The organism is Xanthomonas euvesicatoria (assembly GCF_013112235.1).
In the GTDB taxonomy this organism is placed as follows: Bacteria; Pseudomonadota; Gammaproteobacteria; order Xanthomonadales; family Xanthomonadaceae; genus Xanthomonas; species Xanthomonas euvesicatoria.
In genome coordinates, this window is the sequence record NZ_JABFFS010000001.1 from 4263245 (window position 1) to 4283819 (window position 20575).

The following is a 20575-nucleotide window of genomic DNA, read 5'->3' on the forward strand; positions in this document are numbered from 1 at the left end:
GAGGCGCCACCGCTGTCACTCGCGCACGCGCGCGAGCAGGCGATTGACCTCTGCCAGATCGAAATGCCCAGGTTCCAAGCGCCCACCCAAGCTCGCCAATTCCTGCACATGCTGCGGGTGGTCCGGGTCGGCGATGACGTGCAACAGCGCCTGGTAATCGGCAATGCCGCCACTGCTATTCGGCGGGCAGGCATTGGCACCGTCCACACAGCGCGCCACGCGCAGGCCGGCATCGGCCGGCAAGAGCGCTTCCACTTGCAGCCGATGCTGCCAGCCAGGGCCGGCACCGTAGAAATACTCGAAGCCTTCCAGTTCGCCCACCGCGCTTTCCAGCGTGACACGCCCGGCGTGCTTGAGCCGGGGACGCTCGGGCACATCCAGCCCGGATTCGCCGTAACGCCCGCCGCCGAGGTCGAATTCGTAGGGATGGGCGCCATTCCAGCCCATCACCGGCTGCAATACGCGATGCAAGGTGGCCAGGCGTACTGCGCCCGACACCAGCAGGCGCCGCCAGATCAGCGGCGCACTGCCGATCAATGCCACATGCAGTTGATACACCGGCGCAGGTGCCTGCAGCGCTTGCTGCGCGGATTTCTTTTTTGCCTTGGTCATCATGCGATGCGTGTGCCTGCCTGTTACCAGTATGGCGTGCCAGGCAGGCGAATGCAGACGCTGTCCAGATCGGCGATTGAATCACTGCGCAACCGCCAGGCGGGCGCGGCCGGTGCCCGGGTCGGGATGTAGCACTTGTCCATCCCGCCTCTGAGCGCCCCGTCCACGCCCGCCCGACGGCCACGCGTCACGGCTTGGCGGCCACGCTCAAGCACTGCGGCGCAGGCGCAAACCGAACAGCAGGTCATACAGGATCGGAATCAGGCCCAGCGTCACCAACGTGCCCAACGCCAGCCCACCGATCATGGTGATCGCCATCCCCGTCCACAGCGGGCCTGCAAACAGCATCAGCGGCACCAGGCCGACGATGCAGGTGAGCTTGGTCATGACGATCGGGCGCAGCCGCTTGACCGCGGCCGCCACCACCGCTTCGCGGCGCGGCAGGCCATCGGCAAGTTCGGCTTCGATGCGCTCCAGCAGCAACACCGCGTTGTTGACGATGATGCCGGCCAGCGCCAGCAGGCCGAAGGTCGCCATGAAGCCGAACGGATAGCCGGTCATCACCAGCGCCAGTGCCGCACCGATCAGCACGAACGGCACCGCCGACAGCACGATGAACAACTTGCGGAACGAGTTGAACTGCCACACGAACAGCAGCAGGATCGCGCCCAAGGCATGCGGCATGTAGTGCAGCAGGGCCTGATTGGCTTCGGCCGAATCTTCCAGCTCGCCGCCAATCTCCACGCGGTAGCCGGGCGGCAGCTTGAGCGCGGCAATTGGCGCGGACAGCCGCTCGACGATCTCGGTCGCGGTCAGTTGCGGGTTGCGCGCGGTCACGGTGATCGCACGGCTGAGGTTGCGCCGCTGGATCGCCGACGGCTCGCTGTCGCGCAGCACCGTGGCGACCGCCGCCAACGGTACCGGTGCGCCGCCTGCCTGCGGGTACACCAACGTATCGGCCGGGTTGCCGTTGGCGGCACGCTCGTCGGTGCTGCCGCGCACGACAACCGGCACATCGGTGCCATCGTCGCGGATCAACGTGGCATCCACGCCGCTGTAGCGCCCCTGCAATGCCTGCGCAATGTCCTCGCTGCTGACACCGGCGCGGCGGGCCTTGAGCTGGTCCACCTGCACCACATAGCGCGGAATGCGCGCCTGCCAGTCGTCCTGCACGTCCACGGTGCCCGGCACCGCCCGCAAGGCCCTGGCAATCGCAGCAGCGCTGCTGCGCAGGATCGCCTCGTCCGGACCCACCACGCGATACACCGCCATCCCGGCTTCGGTGGCGCCCAGCGAAAAACGCTTGGGCTCGGCGCGCAGCGCGGGGAAGTGGCTGCGCACATGCGAGCGCACCCGTGCGATCACCGCATCGATGTCGGTCCCCGGCCGCACGCTGACCGTGAAGTAGGCCTGGTTGGCCGCCGGCAGCGGCGGGTTCAGGCCCAGCACGATGCGCGGCCCGCCATCGGCAACATACCCGATGCTGTCCACCACCTCGGGGTTGGCGCGGCGGTCGCCCAACCAGCGGCTGAGTTCACTCACCGTGCGCAGCGTTTGGCGTGCATCGCTGCCCGCCTGCAAGGTCACCGGCATCTGGAACTGCAGGCGGTCGGACTTGGGCAGGAAGTCGTATGGAATGGACACCAGCACGGTGACCGCCACTGCCAGCATCGCCGTCATCGCGCCGATGAACAGCACCTTGTGCTGCAGCACGCGTTCGATCACACGGCGGTAGCCGCGATAGAACCGCGATTCGGCTGCATCGCTGGTCTTGGTGACATGCACCTTGGCGAAGTACATGCACAGCAGCGGCGTCACCGTGATGCTCAGCAACCACGAACCCAGCAGCGTCACGCCAAGCACGGTGGCCAGCGAGCGCAGATATTCATTGGTGCTGGTCTGGCCGAAGAAGAACGGCGAGAACGCCAGCACGATGACCAACGACGAGGTCAGCAAAGGTGTCGCCAACGTCCGGCCCGCATCGATGCAGGCCTGGCGGCGTTCCTCGCCGGCCACCAGGCGGCGCTCGATGTCTTCGGCAATCACGATGCCGTTGTCCACCAACAAGCCCAGCGCAAGAATGATGGCGGCAATGGAGACCGTCTGCAGCTCCACGTTCAGCACACGCATGACGATCAGCGAGGCGAAGATGGTCAACGGCACGATCGCGCCGACGATCAACCCGGTACGCCAGCCCAGAAACAGCATCACCACCGCCATGACGATGACAATGGTCTCGCCCATGACGTGATGCATCTTGCCCATCTCGCGCTCGACCACATCGGCCTGGAAGCTCACCACGTGCTGGGTGAAGCCGACAGGCAGCTCGTGCGCGGTGTCGTCGAGCTTGGCGCGCAGCGCCTTGCCGAACTCGGCGATATTGGTGCCCGGCTGCATCGAGACCGAGACCACCACCGCCGGCTGGCCCTGGTAAACGGCCGCGCTTTGCGGCGGGTCGGCCGGCATCACCTGCACCTGCGCCAGCTCGCCCAGGGTCACCTCGCGGGCACCGCCCGCAGGTGCGCCGGGCACGCTCAGCAGAACAGCGCGCAACTGCTCGGGCGTGCGGATTTCGCCGGACGTGGCCACGGTCAGCGCCAGCCCCGACACCGCGACCTGCCCACCGGAACCCACCACATTCTGCGCGCGCAACTGCGCCATCACGCTGGACGGCGTCAAGCCGCTCGCCAGCAACCGTGCGCGATCAAACGACACATACACCGATTCGTCCTGCAGGCCATACAACTTCACCTGCTCCACGCCGGGCAAGGCGTACAGCTGCTCGCGCATGCGCCGCAACGGGCCGCGCATTTCGCTCATCGAAAAGCCCGGTGCGGTCACCGCGATCGACGCCACCGACACGCGCCCGAAGTCGTCGTCGACAAAGGGACCAAGCGTGCCCGCAGGCAATTGCGCGCCGGCCTCCGCGGCCTTGGCGCGCACCCGCTGCCACAGCGCCGGCAGATCCTGCACATCGTCATAGGCGGTCAGCTGCACGATCGCGCCGCCCGGATGCACCGTGGTGACGATGCGCTTGATGCCGGCCAGCTCGCGCAAGCGCTCCTCCACCGGACGCGCCAGCAGGTTTTCCACCTGCTCGCTGGGCATGCCGGGATAGGCCACCGACACCAGCGTGTCGCGTACGGTCACCGACGGTTCTTCCTGCGATGGGAAACCGAGAAACGCCACGATGCCGCCGATCAGGATCATCGCTGCGGCAAACAACGTCAGCCGGCTCGAGCGCATCGCCATCTGGGTCAGCTTCATGGCGTGCGACCTCCGCTCAGCTGCGTCTGCGCCTGCAGTGGCGTCACCGGCTGGCCGTTCACCAAGAAGCCCACACCGGCGCTCACCACCTGCTCGCCTGCTCGCAGCCCGCGCAGAATCTGGACGCGCTCGCCGACGATCGTTCCCAGGTCGACCGCGCGTTCGATCACGGCCCGCGTGGCCGGCTGGTAAACGAACACGCTGGCCTGTTGCCGGTTGAGTCGGGGCAATACCGCCGACAACGGCACGCTCGGCGTGGACGCGGCAGCAGGCGGCAGCGTCAGCATCACGCTGTCGCCGCTGCGCAGCGAAGGCGCGGCGGCGAGCGGTTCCAGCAACGCCTGCACCGTCGTGGCATTGTCCAGGCGGCTGGAAAGACTGCGCAGACGCAGTTCGATCGGCGCGCCGCCCGCATCCACCACGCGGGCATGCACGGTTTGCCCCGGCACCAGACCGGCACCGGCAATTGCCGGCAGCGTGGCGACCAGTTGCACATGGCCCTGCCCCTCCACCTGCAGCACCGCCTGCCCCGCCGCCACATCGGCCTGCGGCTGTTGCAGGCGCGCCACCACGCTGCCATCGAAGGGCGCGCGGAGCTCGCCCAGACGCGCGCCGCGGCGCGCCATGGCCAGGTCGGCCCTGGCCACCTGCAGCTGCGCGGCGGCCGCATCTGCCGCCGCCCGCGCGGCAGTCAAGGTGGCGCTGGAACTGGCGCCGTCATCGAACATTGCCTGTTGCTGGCGCAATTGCAGTTGCCGTTCGCCCGATTGCGCCAGTGCCGCGCGCACGTTGGCATCGGCCTGCTGTTCGCGCAGGCGCAGCGGCTCATCGTCCAGCCGTGCCAGCAGTTGCCCGCGGGTCACCCGGTCGCCGACATCCACCAGCACCGCAGACAGACGGCCTGCCCCTTCGAACCCCAGCTCGGCGCGTTGTTCCTGGCGCACCAGCGCCGGCACCTGCAGTGGGTTATCGCCCCCGTTGCCGAAGCGCTCCAGCTTCACCGCGCGCGGCGTCTCGGTGGCCGGCGCCTCCGGCCCGCTGCATGCGGCCAGTCCCAGCAGCAACGTGCCGCACACCAGGCCGCGATAGAACATCGTCATCATTGGATCCCCCGGTGTATGCCGCTCAGCGGCTGTAGGTCAGTGCGAGGTTGCCGCTGACCACGCTGCGGCGTGCCACCAGCGGGCTGTCTTCGGCGTTGTCCAGGTAGCGCGTTCCGGTGACCCCCAACGTGGTGGCCCAGTGGTCGCCCAACGAGTGTGTCCAACTGCCACCTACCGCGGCGGCATACGCACCGGACCCGGCATTGAAGGCGGCAAAGCGGGTGCGCGCGGCTTGCGCATCGGTGACGCCGAAGTAAGCCTGATTGAAGCGGCGGTCGCCGCCATGCACGTCCAGGTCCAGGGTGACCGTGTCGTTAGCGCTATGCAGCAGGGTGAACTCCATCCCGGCGCGATAGCGGTTGCGGCGCGCAGCATCCTTGAGCGTGAATTCGGCCTCCGCATTGACGTTCATGTAGGGCGTCACTTGCTGCATCACCAGCGTGCGTGCGGTCACCGAGCCAGGCACATCGCCCATGCCGGCCAGCAGGCGCGAGCCCGGCCGCCAGTTGCTGTCGCTTTGCAGCCGGCCCAGGTCGTAATACAACGATTGCGATACGTAGAAGCCGGACTTGCTCTGGAATTGCAGGCCGCCGCCGCGGGAGGTGTCGAAGAACAACACGCCGCGCTGCACCACCAGCACCGGGTTGAATTGCACGCGCGCGCGCTCGGCACCGGCATACTCCGGCGTGGCAACCGCGGCCGCGCCGGCCGTGATTTCAGTACGGTCTCCCAGCAGGCGCGAACTCCCGGTCAGATCGGTTTGTGCGTGCGCAATGCACGGAATGGCGCTCATGCAGGCAAGCACGCTGGCGCGAACGGCATGGTGGCCACGCAGGCGATTGAAGGACGATAGGTTCATCGAAAGTCTCCGTCGGAAGTCAGGAAGCGGTGGGCAGGCGCACGCCATAGAAGGCTTGAAACAGCGCAATACGGCTCAGCACGCGTTGGCGTGCGGTATCCAGGTAATCGAGTTCGGTCTGAGCGATGCGGGTCCGCTCGGCCAGCAGCGCGCTGCGGTCTTCCAGACCGGCATCCACGCGTTCATGCATTCGAGCAAGACGCAGTTGCTCGCGTTCGACCTGCTCGCGCGAGCGCGGCTCGGCCTGCGACAAGGTGGCGTGCGCGTCGAGCGCGTTGGCGACCTCGCGGAATGCAGACTCGATCGCCTGCTCGTAGGCGACGACATCGGCACGTTTGCGTATTTGCGCCAGGTCCAGGTTGGCGCGATTGCGGCCGCCATCGAACAACGGCAGGTTCAGTTGCGGCATGAAGCTCCATACGCCGTGGCTTGCAGAAAACAGGCCGTTCAATCCGTCGCTGGCCGTGCCCACGCTGCTGCTCAAGGTGATGGACGGAAAAAACGCCGCGCGCGCCGCGCCGATGTCGGCATTGGCCGCGCGCAATTCCAGCTCGGCCTGCTGGATGTCCGGGCGTTGCAGCAACAGCGACGAATCCAGGGCGCGCCACGCACTGGCAGGCGTATCAGCGGCGATCAGACCCTGCAGGTCGCCGGGTACCGGAGTGCTGTCGTAGCCGGCCAGCAACTGCAGCGCACGCAGCGCCGCAGCGTGATTGTCGTTGCCCTGCAGGGCCGCCACATGGGCTTGGTCGGCCTGTCGCTGCTGCGCATCGCGCTCGTCGCGCGCAATCAGCCCTACCTGATATTGCCGCTCGGCGATGGCAAGCAGCGCAGCGCTGTCGGCATCCAGCGATTGCAGCTGCTGCAGCGCCTGCGCGGTGGTGCGCTCGGCGGTGTAGGCACGCAGCACCTCTGCAATCAGGGCGCCACGCGCCGCGTCGCGGCCATAGGCGCTGGCCAGGTAGCGCTGGCGTGCGGCCTCGGACATCGCCTGCAGCTTGCCGAAAAAGTCCACTTCGAAATTGCCGATTCCCGCATTGGCAATCACCAGATCCTGCTGGTACCGCGCATCCAGCGTCGGGTTGTCGAAATGTTGCCGCAGCTGCTGCGCGCCGACGGCGAGCGTCGGCAGGCGCGACGCCCGCGCAATGCCGTACTGTGCACGCGCCTGTTCTACCTGCAACGCCGCACGGCGGAAATCGCCGTTGTGCGCCAAGGCACGTTCGACCAGGGGCCGCAGGTCGCGGTCTGGCGCGAAGGCCTGCAGAAACGCGCGCTCTTGCTCGTTCAGAGCGACGGCGGCGGTCGCATCGGCGTCGGGCTGGCCGGATGCCGGCGCCAATGCCGCCTGCGGGCTGCCGAACGTGGCCGGCACGCCGACCACCGGGCGCTGGTAGGCCGGCGTCAGCGAGCAGCCAACCGACAGCACCGCACTGGCGGCAACCAGGCACACGCAGGACCAACGATGCGGAATAATTTGTGGAATCATGATGTCGGAGCACAGAGCCAATCTCGACCGACATCCTCGACCCGCAGCGTCCAGGTTGTTTTCGGGAATTATCCAGATTTGATCGAGACGACAGGGCAACACGCCATGACAGGCAAAAAGGTTCTGCTGGTGGAAGACGACAGCGATAGCGCCAGCATTCTGGAGGCCTATCTACGCCGCGACGGCTTCGATGTGGCGGTGGCCGGCGATGGCGAACGCGCCATCCAGCTCCACCGGCAATGGGCACCGGATCTGGTGCTGCTGGACGTGATGCTGCCCAAGCTCAGCGGCATCGAGGTGCTGTCGACGATCCGCCGCGCCGGCGACACGCCGGTGATCATGGTCACCGCCATTGGCGACGAGCCGGAAAAGCTTGGCGCCCTGCGCTACGGCGCCGACGATTACGTGGTCAAGCCATACAGCCCCAAGGAGGTGGTGGCGCGCGTGCATGCGGTGCTACGCCGGAGCGTGGCGGTGCGCGCGCCGGGCGAGCCATTGCAGCACGGTCGGCTGAGCGTGGATCCGGCCGCCGTGGTCGCCAGCGTGCAACACGAAAACGGCGACAGCGTGGCGCTGGATCTGACGCCGACCGAATTCAACCTGCTCGCGCTGCTGCTCAAGACCCCATTCAAGGCCTTTACGCGCAGCGAACTGCTCGACGCCTGCCTGCCCGATAGCGATGCATTGGAACGGGTGGTGGATTCGCACATCCACAACCTGCGCCGCAAACTCGAAGTGCATGGCATCACCGGTGTGCTGGTCACCGTGCGTGCAGTGGGGTATCGCTTTCAATGAAGGTGCTGCGGCGGTTTCATGCCTGGCGCAACCAGGCGCCCCTGTGGTGGTGGGTGGGACTGCGCATGAGCGCGCTGGCGGTGGTGACCATGATGGTCATCGCGTTCGGCATGTGGTGCTATTTCAATCTGCGCTACAGCCTGATCCTGAGCAACGTGCCGGCCGAGCCGCGTGCCGAGATCTCCCAGCTGATCGAGCAGCCCCGGGCCAACCAGGCGCGCCTGTGGGAGCTGTTCCAGCGCTATTACGACATCGAAAATTTCCTGCCCGGGCTGGCCAATCCGGACTGGTGGATGCTGGGCGCCATGATGACCATCTCGGTCCCGGTCATCCTGTTCTGCGGCCTGCTCGCGTCGCGGCCGCTGTCGCGGCAATTTTCGCAGGTGGCTTTCGCCGCGCACCGGGTCAGCGATGGCGATTTCGGCGCACGCGCGCAAGTGGTGCGCGGCGCGCCGGACGAGCTCACCGCCCTGGCCGACGACTTCAATACGATGAGCGGCAGGCTGCAGCAATACGAGCGCGAATTACGCGACTCCAGCGCGATGCTGGCGCATGAACTGCGCACCCCGCTCAATGCCGCGATGGGACGCGTGCAAGGCATGCTGGATGACGTCTTCCCGCGCGAACCGGAGCAACTGCGGCTGGTGCATCGCCAGCTGGAGCAGATCAATCGCCTGATCGGCGACCTGCACCTGGTGTCGCTGGCGCGTGCCGGCCAGCTGGTGCTGGAGCCGGAAAGCGTCGAGCTGCGGGAGCTCGTCGCCGAGCGCATCGAGTGGGCAGGCCCGGCGCTGCGCGAGGCGCAGATGACCATTCACTACCCCACGGCTCCGGCGCTGCGCCTGCATGCCGACCGGCACCGGCTGGGCCAGGTGCTGTCGATCCTGATCGATAACGCGTTGCGCTACGCCGCAGCCGGCAAGTTGCTGGAAATCGAGGTGCGCCGCGACGGCAACAGCGTGCAGCTCACCGTCGGCGACCGCGGTCCCGGCGTGGCGCCTGCGCAACTGCCGCACTTGCTGGACCGCTTCTGGCGCGCCGACAGCTCGCGCGCGCGGCATTCCGGCGGCAGCGGCCTGGGCCTGGCGATCGCCTCGGCCATCTGCCAGGCGCACGATGGCCAACTGGTCGTCAGCAACCGCCCCGGCGGTGGCCTGCTGGCCAGCGTGCAGTTGCCGCTGGGGCGTTGACGCAAGGCCCGGCCGCACACGCCGCCAGTGCACTGCCCGCACCTGCGGGCAGTCGCGCGCCGATCACCGCGACTGCAGGCTCGGCACCGCGTCGCTCACATTGGCGTGGCGGCGCATGATCCAGTTGAACAACGGCGTGGCCATCAGCGTGGACAGGATCGCCATCAGCACCAGCACCGAGAACAGGCCCTGTTCGATCACACCCGCCTGCAAGCCGATATTGATGATGATCAGCTCCATCAGCCCGCGTGCATTCATCAGCGAACCGATCGCCATCGCGTCGCGGTTGTTCTCGCCGGTCGCTCGCGCCGCGGCCCAGCAGGCCACGCCCTTGCCGATGAACGACGCGGCCAGGATCGCCACGCCCGCCAGCATGATCTGCGGCTGCAGCAATACGCTGAGCTGGGTTTTCAAGCCCGAATAGGTGAAGAACATCGGCAGCAGCAACACCACGACGAACGGCTGCATCATCTCGCGCAGCTTCTCGGTCAGTGCGCCCCTGGGCAGGCAGACACCGAGCAGGAAACCGCCGAACACCGCGTGGATGCCGATCGCATCCATGGCCCAGGCGCTGATGCAGAACAGGATCAGCACCACCGCCAGGACACTGTTGCTCAGCGGCTGGCCGGGCACCACATGATCGGCCAGCCGCTTGAGCAGATGCCGGCCGACGAAAATCATGAAGACCGCATAGCCGATGCCGCCGCCGATGGCCAGGTAGGCACTGCCCCAACTGCCGCCGAAACTGGCCAGCACCACGGCCAAAATGCACCACGCTGCGGCATCGTCGAACGCGCCAGCGGTCAGCGCCAAGGTGCCCAAGGGGCTATTGGTCAGACCGCGTTCGTGGATGATGCGCGCCAGCATCGGGAAGGCGGTGATCGCAATGGCCGCGCCCAGGAACAGCGACGCTTCGGCCAGCTTGGCCTTTTCCGAAAACAGGCCCTGCACGTTGATCAACCATGGGCACATGGCAAATGCCAGCAGGAACGGCACCGCGATGCCCGCCATCGACACGCTCATGGCACTGCGATAGCGCGCGCGAAAGTGGTCGCCGCGGAAATCGGTTCCGACCAGGAACATGTACAGGCCCACGCCGAACTGCGCGAACACATACAGCACGTCCATGGTCTGCTTGGGGAACAGGGCCGCCTGCGCGCCCGGCGCCAGCAAGCCGAACAACGAGGGCCCCAGCATCACGCCGGCAATCATTTCGCCCACCACCTGCGGTTGCCCGAGGCGCTTGGCCAGCATGCCGACCAGCCGGCACACCAACAAAATCGCGGCAGCCTGCAAAAAGAAATACACCGACATCTGCGGAGTGGTCATGCGTGCGGCGACATCCCTGAAAAGTGCGCAGATCGTAACTGGACCTGCCGCACTTCGGTAGCGTGCGGCGGCCGATGGCGATCTGAGCCACCTGCGCGCTTGGGCCCGCCAGGCGCAGCGCGCAGGTCATCCGCGCGTGCCTGCATCATTTGCCCACAGCGGTCTGCGTCGGCACCGGCGTCAGCACCAGGTCCTGGAAATCGAAGCTGAAATCGGTCAGCGGCGAAATCGGCTCCATACGCATCTCGCGCACCGTGCCGTCCGGGGTCAGCGCAAAATTGACGAAGGCATCGGCATTCAAGGAGCGGTCGTCCCAGCGCACGATGAAGCTGTCGTGCTGCCAATGCTCCAGCGTGCCCACCAACTGGGCGGTCCTGGCGAACTGCAGGCGCAGCCGCTTGCCGTCCTGGACGATCACCACATCGCCATACCAGGGGTCGCGATAGGTGGCCGCGTAACTGCGCAGCGGCAACGACGGCGTGGACCGCGCCGCGCGCGCGTCCTGGTGCTTCTTCCAACTTGCGTCCGCCTCGCTGTCGGCCTTCTCCACCAGCTTGGCGTAAGCGGCGGTCCAATCGGTGGACGGCACCTGCAAGAAGGCATCCAGCACCTGGAAGGTCACGGCGTTGAACGCAGCGCCCACCTCCTGATTGGTCAACACCACCACGCCCAGCTTCTGATCCGGCAGCAGCGTCAGGCGCGACACCATGCCGGGCCAGCCGCCGGTGTGCCAGACCAGGCGATGGCCGCGGTAATCGCTCAGGCTCCAGCCCTCACCGTAGCCGGCGAAGTTCGGCCGCGCCGCGGCAAGCTCGGGCACCTGCACCTCGCCGATCGGGATCGGCGTGATCATCGACCACATTTCCTGCTGGCGCTTGGCGCTGAACAGGGGTTTGCCATCGGGCAGGATGCCGCCGGCCAGTTGCACGTTCATCCACAGCGCCATGTCGTGCACGCTGGAATAGATGCCGCCGGCACCGGAGTTGTTGGACCAGGTCAGCGGCGCCACCGTACGCAGCTCGGTGAAGTCGTACTTGGCATGCCCGACTGCCGCGTGATCGCCGGGCTGCAGATGGTCGGCGTTGAAGCGCGTGCCGCGCATGCCCACCGGGTCGAAGATACGTTGCTGCAGAAATGCCGCGTAACTCTGCCCGGAGACCTGCTCGATCACCTTCTGGGCGACTGCGTACAGGATGTTGTCGTACGCATAGCGGTCGCGAAAACCGCCCTTCAGCGGCACCTTGGCCAGGTGCTGCACGACCTCTTCGGTGGTGTAGCTGGTGCTGGGCCAGAACAATAAATCGCCTGCACCCAGGCTCAGGCCGCTGCGGTGCGCCAGCAGATCGCGGATGCGCATTTGCCCGCTCACATACGGATCGGACATGCGGAACCACGGCAGATGGTCGATGACCTTGTCATCGAGCGAGAGCTTGCCTTCATCGGCCAGGATCGACAGCGACGCGGCAGTGAACGCCTTGGTATTGGAGGCAATCGCAAACAACGTGTCGGCCTGCACGGGCGCAGGCTTGCCGGTCTCGCGCACGCCGTAGCCGCGCTCCAGCACCACCTGGCCGTCCTTGACGATGGCCACCGCAATACCGGGCACGTCGAACTGTTTGCGCACACGTTCCATCTGCGCATCGAACTGCTGCATGCCGGCGGGAAGTTCGGCCGCGTGCGTTGTCGTCACCAAGCTTGCCACCATCAGCACGCCCCCACTCAGCCATCGGTTCAAGGTCACTGCATCACCTTCAGGTTGTTGGTCAGATCGATCCGCCGGCGCCATCCAGCGCCAACGGTTGCGGCGCCACCAGCACGCCATTGGCATCGGCGTACAGCCAGTGGCCCGGAACGAAGGGCACGCCGGCAAAATTCACCGGCACATCCACATCGCCCAGATCGCGTCGCTCGGTGCGGCGCGGGCAAGCCGCCAGCGCCAGCACCCCCAGCGGCAACGTGGCAAGAATCTCGACATCGCGCACGCAGCCGTGGATCAGCACGCCGGCCCAGCCGTTCGCCACCGCATTGGCCGCGATCTGGTCGCCCAGCAGCGCATGCTTGAGCGAGCCCTGCCCGTCCACCACCAGCACGCGGCCGTCGCCCGGCATGGCGGACAGCTCGCGCACCCGCGAGTTGTCTTCGAAACAGCGCACCGTGACCATCGGTCCGGCGAATGCCGTGCGCCCGCCGAAGTGGCGGAACAGCGGTTCGGCGATCGTCACGTCGGGGTAGCGGTCACACAGATCAGGCGTGGTCCAGGTCATCGGGGCGATCTCGCGCGGCAGAGTTGGCATGGTAGCCGCCTGTGGCCGCGCGCGGGCGATGGGTGACGGATGACCGATACCCGATGACCGACACCCGATTACGCGCCATGCAGGCACGCACGCGCAGCGACCGTGCGCGCACGCGGACAACGCTGCGTTCGCCGCGTCGTGATGGTCGCTGCAAGGCAGTCGCCATGCGGCGGTTGCCGCGTATGGTCTCCGCCGAGGCGCGCAGCGCAGAAGGCGTGGGTTTCCGGCAGCTACGCCGTCTGCGGCTTGCGCAGCCCATCTCCAGCAGCGTGCAACGCCAGCGCGGCAGGCCAGTGCAGGCACAACTCACCTTCGGCACGACCGCCAGCCTGCCATGCAACGTTGCGTCGTACGGGCTCAACCATTGCACTGCCCCGCGGCGCCCATTGGCAACCCATCTTCTCATCGCGCCACCTGCGCCACGGCTATGATCGGCCGGCGCGCGCTGCACCCATCGACGCATCCGCAATGACGCACGACCTCGCCAGCGAGTCTCCATGCAATGACCGACCTGTTCGCTTCCGCCCCGCCCGCCCTCGAAGGTATCCACATCGGCATTGGTGGCTGGGTGTATGCGCCGTGGCGCGCAGGCATGTTCTACCCGGAAGGCCTGGTGCAGCGCCGCGAGCTGGAATACGCAAGCCGCCACGTCACCGCCATCGAAATCAACGGAACCTATTACGGCACGCAGAAGCCGGCCACTTACGCGAAGTGGCGCGATGAAGTGCCGCCCGGCTTCGTGTTCTCGGCCAAGGCGCCGCGCCGCATTACCCAGTCGCGCAAGCTGGCTGGCACCAGGGCGCAGGTGGAAGATTTCATCGGCGGCATTGTCGAGCTAGGCGATACGCTTGGGCCGCTGGTGTGGCAATTCGAACAAGGGCACCGGTTGCAGGCCGACGATCTGGACGCGTTTTTGTCGTTGCTGCCCAAGCGTGCAGGTCCGCGTGCGCTGCGCCATGTGCTGGAGATCCGCGACCACGATGCGGTAGATGCCTCGCTGCTCGCATTGGTCCGCGGCCATGGCGTGGCCACGGTGTTCACCGATTCGGATGAGCACCCCTCGTTCGCCGATCTCTCCACGGATTTCGTCTATGCGCGTCTGATGCGCAGCCAGGCGCGCCTGCATGCAGGGTATCCGGCGCCGGCACTGGCGCGTTGGGCAGAGCGCATCCAGGCCTGGCGCCGCGGCGAAGACCCGGCCGATCTGCCGCACGTGGACGCTTCGGCAGCGCCGGCACGGCAGCCGCGCGAGGTCTTCGTGTTTTTCATCAGTGCGGCGAAGGAACGCAACCCGGCAGCGGCGATGGCGTTGTTGAAAGAAGTGTCGGCGCGTCAGGGCAGCTAGCAACACGACAGCGCGGCCGCTTCGGATCGGCAGGTTCCATGCGTACGTTCGATTCTGCGTGCGGCGTCGGCAGCCCATCTGACGACGGCTTGCCGTTTTATCAGCCGCCCTTGGTCCGCACATGAGGGCAATCCGCGCTGGTTGACGCGGCCGTCTCTTGCGCACAGCGCTGAGCGCTGAGGTGCCACGATCGATCGCGGAATGGGCTGGTGCATCGCTCCTCGGCCATCCTGCCGTGATGCAGGTCGGCCGTTGGCGGGCGGGTCGCACGATTGCTGCGCGACAGCCTGGTCAGCCATCCCTCCACCCCGCCGCTGCACGCCGGCGCCGCGTTCCTTGCAGCGCAACATCACGCAGTTTTCGGCGACAATGGCGCATGCCCACGACCGACCTGCGCAAGGCGCAACTGCAAATCCACTTCTGCGTCCTGCTTTGGGGCATCACCGCGATCCTGGGCAAGCTGATCACGCTGCAGGCACTGCCGCTGGTGTGGTGGCGCATGTTGATCGTGGTGGTGGCACTGGCCTTGTGGCCACGCGTGTGGCGTGGGTTGCGTGGCTTGTCGGGGCGTGTGGTGCTGGGCTATTGCGGCATCGGCGCGCTGGTGGCCTTGCACTGGCTCACCTTCTACGGCGCGATCAAGCTGGCCAATGCATCGGTGGCGGCGACCTGTATCGCACTGGCGCCGGTTTTCACGGCGGTCATCGAGCCATTGGTCACGCATCGCCCGTTCCGTCCGCGCGAGCTGCTGTTCGGGCTGGCCGTGTTGCCCGGCGTGGCGCTGGTCGTCGGCGGGGTGCCGGACGGCATGCGGGCCGGCGTGGTGGTGGGCGCGATTTCGGCGGTGTTCGTCGGGCTATTCGGCTCGCTCAACAAGCGCATGGTGGCGCATGCCGACCCGCTCACCGTCACCGCGCTGGAACTGGGCGCCGGCACGCTGACCCTGACCCTGCTTGCACCGGCGATGCCGCTGCTGCTGCCGGCCTTGCATGGCGATCTGCTGGTGGTGCCCAGCCTGCACGATGGCGTGTTGCTGCTGGCGTTATCGCTGGCCTGCACCTTGCTGCCATTTGCGCTGGCGCTGGTCGCCTTGCGGCATCTGAGCGCCTATTCGGTGCAATTGGTGACCAATCTCGAACCGGTGTACGCCATCGTGCTGGCGATCGCGCTGCTGGGCGAACAACGCGAACTGACCCTGCAGTTCTATCTCGGCGTGGCGATCATTCTCGGCGCGGTGTTCCTGCATCCGGTTCTGGAGCGTCGGCGCACGGTGGCGCACCCGGAATTGCTCGGCACAGCCGAGGCGAAAAATATCGTCGACTGATTGCACAGCGCTGCAAGATCGCGCTTGTCCACTGCGACCGCCGCGTTGAAGCACGCCGGCGTTCACGCTGCATCGCGCGGCGTCCGCGCCGCCCGGCATACGGCAATCGACGTCCCATGCACTGGCCAGGCGATCTGCATCGGCAGATGCGCAACCACGCGCCCCTACTCCAGTGCGACCACCTGATCGCGCCCACCGCGCTTGGCCGCATACAGGGCCTGGTCGGCACGCTTGATCACCGCCTCCACGCTTTCCTGCGGGTACAAGGTCGCCACACCGATACTCACCGTCACCGGCAGCGCGATCGTCATCGCCGCCACGCTCTGGCGCAGGTATTCGCATTGCACGCGTGCCTGCAGCAGATCCGTATTGGGGAGCAGCAATACGAATTCCTCACCGCCATACCGGGCGATGGTGCCGGCACCGGCCATATGCGCACGCAACAATGCGGACAATTCGCGCAGCACTGCATCGCCCTGATCGTGCCCATGCACATCGTTGACGGTCTTGAAGTGGTCCACGTCCAGCAGCGCGACCGACAGCGGCTGGCCCACCGCACGCGTCTGTTCGGTGGCCGCCGCCAATGCCACCGCGAACGCGCGCCGGTTGGGCAGGCCGGTCAACGGATCGGTGCGGGTCTGTTCGACCAGGTCGGCGTTCAACGCATCCATCTGCGCGTAATAGCCAGCCATCTGCTGTTCGTACCACTCGCGCTCGTGCAACTGCTGGCGCAACTGCCTGCCGGCCAGCCGCAACTCAAGCAGCTGCGAGGCCTGCCGCGACAATGCCTGCAAGGCCTCGCGCTGGTCTTCGCGCAGATGCGCCGGGGTCTGGTCGAACACGCACAGCGAGCCCAGCGCCAGGCCCTGGCTGGTCACCAGCGGCGCGCCGGCATAGAAGCGCACCCCGCCGCTACCGACCACCATCGGGTTATCGTGGAAGCGTGGGTCCAGCAAGGTGTCGTCCACCATCAGCACTTCGTCCGGGCTCAGGATCGCGTGCGCGCAGAACGAGATATCGCGTGGTGCTTCGCTGCGTGGCGCACCGTGCGCAGACTTGAACCACTGCCGGTCTTCGTCCACCAGCACCACCGCCGCCATCTGCGTCTCGCACAGCGTGGAGGCAATCATGGTCAGGTCGTCGAATGCACGTTCGGCTGGCGTATCCAGCACGTCGTATTGGCGCAGCGCGGCCAGCCGCTCGGCCTCGTTGCTCGGCAATTCCGGTTTGATCACTGCCGCCCCCTGGCTGTTATCTGTGAAAGTATGCCGGAGCCCGGCAAGTGCCACCATCGGGCGCACCCTACGCTGCAGCGCCGCCCTGGACGGCATCGGATATTTCGAAGCGTGATCCATACAGCGGGCGCAAGCACCCGGCACGACGTTGCACATTTGGCGCGGCAGCACGGCACTACAGCGCGGGCATATGCCGTGTCCGAAACGCCGGCTGCGCTGACCTGACTGCGATGCAGCCGGCCCGGCACAGGCGCTTACCAGTCGGTGCGTTGCGGCAGCAGCCCGCGCAATTCCGCATCGCTGAGGTTGCGCCACTGCCCCGGCTTGAGCGCAGCCAGTTTGATGTTGTCGATGCGCACCCGGCGCAGTTGCGTCACCCGGTAGCCGAACTCGGCAGCCATCAGGCGAATCTGCCGATTCAGGCCCTGCTCTAGCACGATGCGGAAGCCGAATTTGGCAATGCGTGCGGTGCGGCACGGCAATGTGGTTTCGTTGTGGATGCGCACCCCGCGTGCCATGCCGCGCAGGAATTCATCGGTGACCGGTTTGTTGACCGCGACCAGATATTCCTTCTGGTGGCGATTTTCCGCGCGCAGGATCTCGTTGACGATGTTGCCGTTGCTGGTCATCAGGATCAGCCCTTCGGAGTCCTTGTCGAGCCGGCCGATCGGGAAGATGCGCTGCTCGTGACCGACGAATTCGACGATATTGCCCTTGACCGAACTCTCGGTGGTGCAGGTGATGCCCACCGGTTTGTTGAGCGCGATGTAGACGTGCTTGCGACCACCGAGCTTCTTGGCCTCGCGTATGCGTAGCGGCTGGCCATCCACCAGCACGGTATCTTCCGCGCCGACCACCGCGCCGGTGCCGGCGGGTACGCCATTGACGGTGACCCTTCGTTCGCCGATCAGGCGATCGGCCTCGCGGCGTGAGCAGAAGCCGGTTTCGGCGATGTATTTGTTGAGTCGGATCGTCATCTGCCAATTATCGGCGATTTGGAGCAGGCCGTGCGCCATGCCGGCTGACCGGGCCAGCAATCGGCAGCAGGCAGTCGCCAGCCGCGTTGTACACGCAGCACCGGCCTGACGCTGCCCGACGTCGCCCGGGTCAAGCGCGCTTACCCGGAGACGGCCACCAGCTGCGGCGTGTGCAACAGTTCTTCCAGCGGGCATGGACGATGCAGGCTGAAACCCTGCACCTGGCCCACGCCGGCCTCGCGCAGCCCGGGGATGTCGGCCTCCGATTCCACGCCTTCGGCGACCACCTCGATGCCCAGCGCCAGCCCGACCTGGGCGATCGAATGCACCGCCGCGCGATCCACCGCATCGTGCGCATAGTTGCGGACGAAGCCGCAATCGATCTTCAACACGTCCACGGTGAATTGCTTGAGATAGCCGAACGAGGCCAGGCCGCTGCCGAAATCGTCCAGCGCCACGTGACACCCGCGTGCGCGCACGCTCTGCACAAAACGCTGCGCGTGTTCCAGATCGCCGATGACCGCGGTCTCGGTGATCTCCATGCACAGCTTCGGCACCAGTGCCGGGTAGCGCTCGAACAGGGCGCAGACGACGTCGAGAAAATCCGGCTGCGCGATCGATTGTGCAGACAGATTGACGTGGCACAGGTCCAGCATCGCCACATGCATCGGATTGGCCGCCAACTGCGCGCACAGCGCTTCCAGCACATAGGTATCGACCATGCGCCCCAGGCCGTAACGCTCCACTGCCGGCAAGAATTCACCCGGGCTCAGCACCCGCCCGTCGCTGGCGCGCATGCGCACCAGCACCTCGTACTGCAGGCGTCCCGGGTCGTTCAGCACCTGGATTTTCTGCGCGTACAGCAGCAAACGCTCTTCGGCGATCGCCTGTTGCACCGCACTGATCCAGCCACCATCGTGGCGGCGCTGCGCCAGTGCCAGATCGTTCTCGTTGAAGCAGCGAACGCGGTTGCGCCCTTCTTCCTTGGCCGCATGACAAGCCAGATCGGCGGCGGTCATCAAGGTAGTGAGGTCGCTGACGCCGTGGCGAATCTCCACCACGCCAAAACTGCAACTGGGCGTCAGCGGTCGCCCGCCTTGATGGCTCCACGGTTGACCGAGCACGCCGTGCATGCGTTCCAGCACGGCCTGCGCCTGCGCCAGGTCGGTATTGGCCAGCAGGATGGCGAACTCATCGCCGCCCAGACGCCCCAGCCAATCGCCAGAGCGCAGCTGCATGGTGATCACATCGGCGAAGTGGCACAGGAACTTGTCGCCGACCGCATGCCCGAAGGTGTCGTTGACCAGCTTGAAATGATCCAGGTCGACAAAGCACAGCGCGTGGCACATCTGCGGCGATTGCGGCAGCTCGATCAGGCGCAGCAGCCGACGTTCGATTTCATGCCGGTTGATCAGCCCGGTCATCGCGTCGTGGCGCGCATGGAAGGCCACTTCGTCGGCCAGCTCGTGCGCGTGCGAGACATCTTCGATCACCGCCAGCACCAGGGTCGGCTCTTCCGGCCCCGGCTCGACCAACGACGCGCTCCAGCGGCCCCACATCACCCCGCCGTCGGCACGCACGAAGCGCAATTCGCCGGACTGCAGCAGCTTGGGCCAATCGAGCATGCCGCGGCTGTCCAGCTTGATGTCTTCCGGATGCATCACCTCGGCCAAGGTGCAGGCCTGCAATTCTTCGGGCCGGTAGAGCAGCACGTTGGCCATCGACGCATTGGCATCCAGCACGTTGCCGCGCAGATCGAACTTGACCATGCCCAGCGCCGCCTGCTGAAACGCGGTACGGAAGCGGCCTTCATGCGACAGCAGATAATCGCGAATGCGCCGCATCGCCAGTACGCAGGTGATCAACACCAGCAGCAAGGTGGCCAGGCTGCAGACCACCATCACATCGTGCAGCAGCCGCGCGCAGCGGGTCAGGTAGGCCAGAAATTCGGACGCGTCGTGACGCATGCGGCCGTCCAGCAGATGCAGTTCATCGCGCAGTGCCTGCAACGCACGCGGGTCGGGCCGGTTGGCGGCCTGCACCGAAGCGGCGCGGTCGGCCAGATTGCTCAGTTGCAGGATGCCGGCGTCGGTGCGCTTCCACAGCGCGATGGCGTCGCCGAGATACGGAAATTGGTGCCCGTAGCGATACAGCCGCACCATTTGCGGCATGTCTTCATGGGCATTACGCCCAGCGGTCAGACCAGCGTAGACCGCGTCCCAATCGATCATCGGCTGTTCGATCGCCACGCGTGCGGCGCGGTCGCCCAGCGGCACTTCCAGCGCGCGGCAGGCGGCCTGCAGATCGGCCGTATCCCCGCTGCCCAGGTAGCGCTCCATCCAGTACACCGATTCTTGCTGGGCGTTGGACCAATGACTTTGGCCAACGATCCAGGCGGTCGCACCGGACTGGACTTCGATCACCAGCGCCGACACCACCGTCATGCAGACGGCGATGCCGATCAACAGCGCCAGAGGAAGCGTCAGCCAGCCACGCACCAGGTGCATGGTCTGCCCACCGCCCTTGCCGCGTACTGCTTGCGCCATCGCCGTCCGTCCTTCGCCGCCCCAATGCGATTCAGGCGCCCACTGGGCGCCTGAAGGCAGTAACGGCCGCAACGGCCGAGTCTGTATGGCTATGCCCGCTTGGCGTGATGCGACCGGGGTTAGCGACGCTGACTAGATCAGCCTGATCGCCGCCGCCTCGAGGCGCCGTGACGCCTTACCTGCTCGCTATGCCCTTGGATGCATAGCGAT

General features: G+C 66.3%; 15 protein-coding genes. 4 read left to right on the forward strand and 11 right to left on the reverse strand.

Annotated features, from left to right (window positions below):
• Positions 1-15: 15 nt before the first annotated feature.
• From HLH45_RS18320 to HLH45_RS18340, 5 genes are all read right to left on the reverse strand, one after another.
• Entirely contained in the window at positions 16-615 is a 600-nt protein-coding gene (locus HLH45_RS18320) for a plasmid pRiA4b ORF-3 family protein (protein ID WP_008578182.1), read from the reverse strand.
• 204 nt (positions 616-819) lie between these two features.
• Positions 820-3879, reverse strand: a complete 3060-nt coding sequence (locus HLH45_RS18325) for an efflux RND transporter permease subunit (RefSeq protein WP_008578183.1) — start codon at positions 3877-3879, stop codon at positions 820-822.
• On the reverse strand, positions 3876-4982 hold the full coding sequence (locus HLH45_RS18330; RefSeq protein ID WP_046931890.1) for an efflux RND transporter periplasmic adaptor subunit: 1107 nt from the start codon (positions 4980-4982) through the stop codon (positions 3876-3878). Before HLH45_RS18330 ends, HLH45_RS18325 begins: the two co-directional genes overlap by 4 nt.
• 22 nt (positions 4983-5004) lie before the next feature.
• A complete protein-coding gene (locus HLH45_RS18335) occupies positions 5005-5841 on the reverse strand; it encodes a MipA/OmpV family protein (protein WP_033478751.1) in 837 nt (278 codons plus the stop codon).
• Positions 5842-5860: 19 nt separating this feature from the next.
• On the reverse strand, positions 5861-7330 hold the full coding sequence (locus HLH45_RS18340) for an efflux transporter outer membrane subunit (RefSeq protein ID WP_033478752.1): 1470 nt from the start codon (positions 7328-7330) through the stop codon (positions 5861-5863).
• Between the two features lie 105 nt (positions 7331-7435).
• On the opposite strand from HLH45_RS18340, the gene HLH45_RS18345 reads away from it, so the two are divergent.
• Both HLH45_RS18345 and HLH45_RS18350 read left to right on the forward strand, forming a co-directional pair.
• Positions 7436-8125 (forward strand): response regulator, encoded by a 690-nt coding sequence (locus HLH45_RS18345; protein WP_005912893.1) that lies wholly within the window; start codon positions 7436-7438, stop codon positions 8123-8125.
• Positions 8122-9315 carry a sensor histidine kinase gene (locus HLH45_RS18350; protein ID WP_008573491.1) on the forward strand — a complete coding sequence of 398 codons (1194 nt, stop codon included), beginning with the start codon at positions 8122-8124 and terminating at the stop codon, positions 9313-9315. The genes HLH45_RS18345 and HLH45_RS18350 overlap by 4 nt, the downstream gene beginning before the upstream one ends.
• Before the next feature lie 63 nt (positions 9316-9378).
• Here HLH45_RS18350 and HLH45_RS18355 read toward each other — a convergent pair whose 3' ends face one another.
• From HLH45_RS18355 to rraA, 3 genes are all read right to left on the reverse strand, one after another.
• Positions 9379-10644 (reverse strand): cation:proton antiporter, encoded by a 1266-nt coding sequence (locus tag HLH45_RS18355; RefSeq protein ID WP_008573493.1) that lies wholly within the window; start codon positions 10642-10644, stop codon positions 9379-9381.
• Between the two features lie 145 nt (positions 10645-10789).
• Positions 10790-12466: a serine hydrolase gene (locus tag HLH45_RS18360; protein WP_046931891.1), complete on the reverse strand. Its 1677-nt coding sequence runs from the start codon at positions 12464-12466 to the stop codon at positions 10790-10792.
• Positions 12408-12908 carry a ribonuclease E activity regulator RraA gene (gene rraA, locus HLH45_RS18365; RefSeq protein ID WP_033478754.1) on the reverse strand — a complete coding sequence of 167 codons (501 nt, stop codon included), beginning with the start codon at positions 12906-12908 and terminating at the stop codon, positions 12408-12410. Before rraA ends, HLH45_RS18360 begins: the two co-directional genes overlap by 59 nt.
• Before the next feature lie 532 nt (positions 12909-13440).
• Here rraA and HLH45_RS18370 point away from each other — a divergent pair.
• A complete protein-coding gene (locus HLH45_RS18370; protein ID WP_008573497.1) occupies positions 13441-14283 on the forward strand; it encodes a DUF72 domain-containing protein in 843 nt (280 codons plus the stop codon).
• Between the two features lie 376 nt (positions 14284-14659).
• On the forward strand, positions 14660-15607 hold the full coding sequence (locus HLH45_RS18375; protein WP_003487571.1) for a DMT family transporter: 948 nt from the start codon (positions 14660-14662) through the stop codon (positions 15605-15607).
• 164 nt (positions 15608-15771) lie between these two features.
• Here the strand turns inward: HLH45_RS18375 and HLH45_RS18380 are convergent, their stop codons facing one another.
• The 3 genes from HLH45_RS18380 to HLH45_RS18390 all read right to left on the reverse strand — a co-directional run bounded on the left by HLH45_RS18380 (position 15772) and on the right by HLH45_RS18390 (position 20365).
• Positions 15772-16899: a GGDEF domain-containing protein gene (locus tag HLH45_RS18380; protein ID WP_033478757.1), complete on the reverse strand. Its 1128-nt coding sequence runs from the start codon at positions 16897-16899 to the stop codon at positions 15772-15774.
• A 197-nt stretch (positions 16900-17096) separates the two neighbouring features.
• Positions 17097-17819: a pseudouridine synthase gene (locus tag HLH45_RS18385; RefSeq protein ID WP_014090599.1), complete on the reverse strand. Its 723-nt coding sequence runs from the start codon at positions 17817-17819 to the stop codon at positions 17097-17099.
• A 140-nt stretch (positions 17820-17959) separates the two neighbouring features.
• Complete coding sequence (locus HLH45_RS18390) at positions 17960-20365, reverse strand: putative bifunctional diguanylate cyclase/phosphodiesterase (protein WP_008573503.1); 2406 nt, start codon at positions 20363-20365, stop codon at positions 17960-17962.
• Positions 20366-20575 lie beyond the last annotated feature (210 nt).

Excerpts from the sequence above, each read along its gene's own strand:
- HLH45_RS18320 (WP_008578182.1), bottom strand. The coding sequence starts at position 615 with ATGATGACCAAGGCAAAAAAGAAATCCGCGCAGCAAGCGCTGCAGGCA.
- HLH45_RS18325 (WP_008578183.1), bottom strand. The coding sequence starts at position 3,879 with ATGAAGCTGACCCAGATGGCGATGCGCTCGAGCCGGCTGACGTTGTTT.
- HLH45_RS18330 (WP_046931890.1), bottom strand. The coding sequence starts at position 4,982 with ATGATGACGATGTTCTATCGCGGCCTGGTGTGCGGCACGTTGCTGCTG.
- HLH45_RS18335 (WP_033478751.1), bottom strand. The coding sequence starts at position 5,841 with ATGAACCTATCGTCCTTCAATCGCCTGCGTGGCCACCATGCCGTTCGC.
- HLH45_RS18340 (WP_033478752.1), bottom strand. The coding sequence starts at position 7,330 with ATGATTCCACAAATTATTCCGCATCGTTGGTCCTGCGTGTGCCTGGTT.
- HLH45_RS18345 (WP_005912893.1), top strand. The coding sequence starts at position 7,436 with ATGACAGGCAAAAAGGTTCTGCTGGTGGAAGACGACAGCGATAGCGCC.
- HLH45_RS18350 (WP_008573491.1), top strand. The coding sequence starts at position 8,122 with ATGAAGGTGCTGCGGCGGTTTCATGCCTGGCGCAACCAGGCGCCCCTG.
- HLH45_RS18355 (WP_008573493.1), bottom strand. The coding sequence starts at position 10,644 with ATGACCACTCCGCAGATGTCGGTGTATTTCTTTTTGCAGGCTGCCGCG.
- HLH45_RS18360 (WP_046931891.1), bottom strand. The coding sequence starts at position 12,466 with ATGGCGTGCTGGTGGCGCCGCAACCGTTGGCGCTGGATGGCGCCGGCG.
- rraA (WP_033478754.1), bottom strand. The coding sequence starts at position 12,908 with ATGACCTGGACCACGCCTGATCTGTGTGACCGCTACCCCGACGTGACG.
- HLH45_RS18370 (WP_008573497.1), top strand. The coding sequence starts at position 13,441 with ATGACCGACCTGTTCGCTTCCGCCCCGCCCGCCCTCGAAGGTATCCAC.
- HLH45_RS18375 (WP_003487571.1), top strand. The coding sequence starts at position 14,660 with ATGCCCACGACCGACCTGCGCAAGGCGCAACTGCAAATCCACTTCTGC.
- HLH45_RS18380 (WP_033478757.1), bottom strand. The coding sequence starts at position 16,899 with ATGGTGGCACTTGCCGGGCTCCGGCATACTTTCACAGATAACAGCCAG.
- HLH45_RS18385 (WP_014090599.1), bottom strand. The coding sequence starts at position 17,819 with ATGACGATCCGACTCAACAAATACATCGCCGAAACCGGCTTCTGCTCA.
- HLH45_RS18390 (WP_008573503.1), bottom strand. The coding sequence starts at position 20,365 with ATGGCGCAAGCAGTACGCGGCAAGGGCGGTGGGCAGACCATGCACCTG.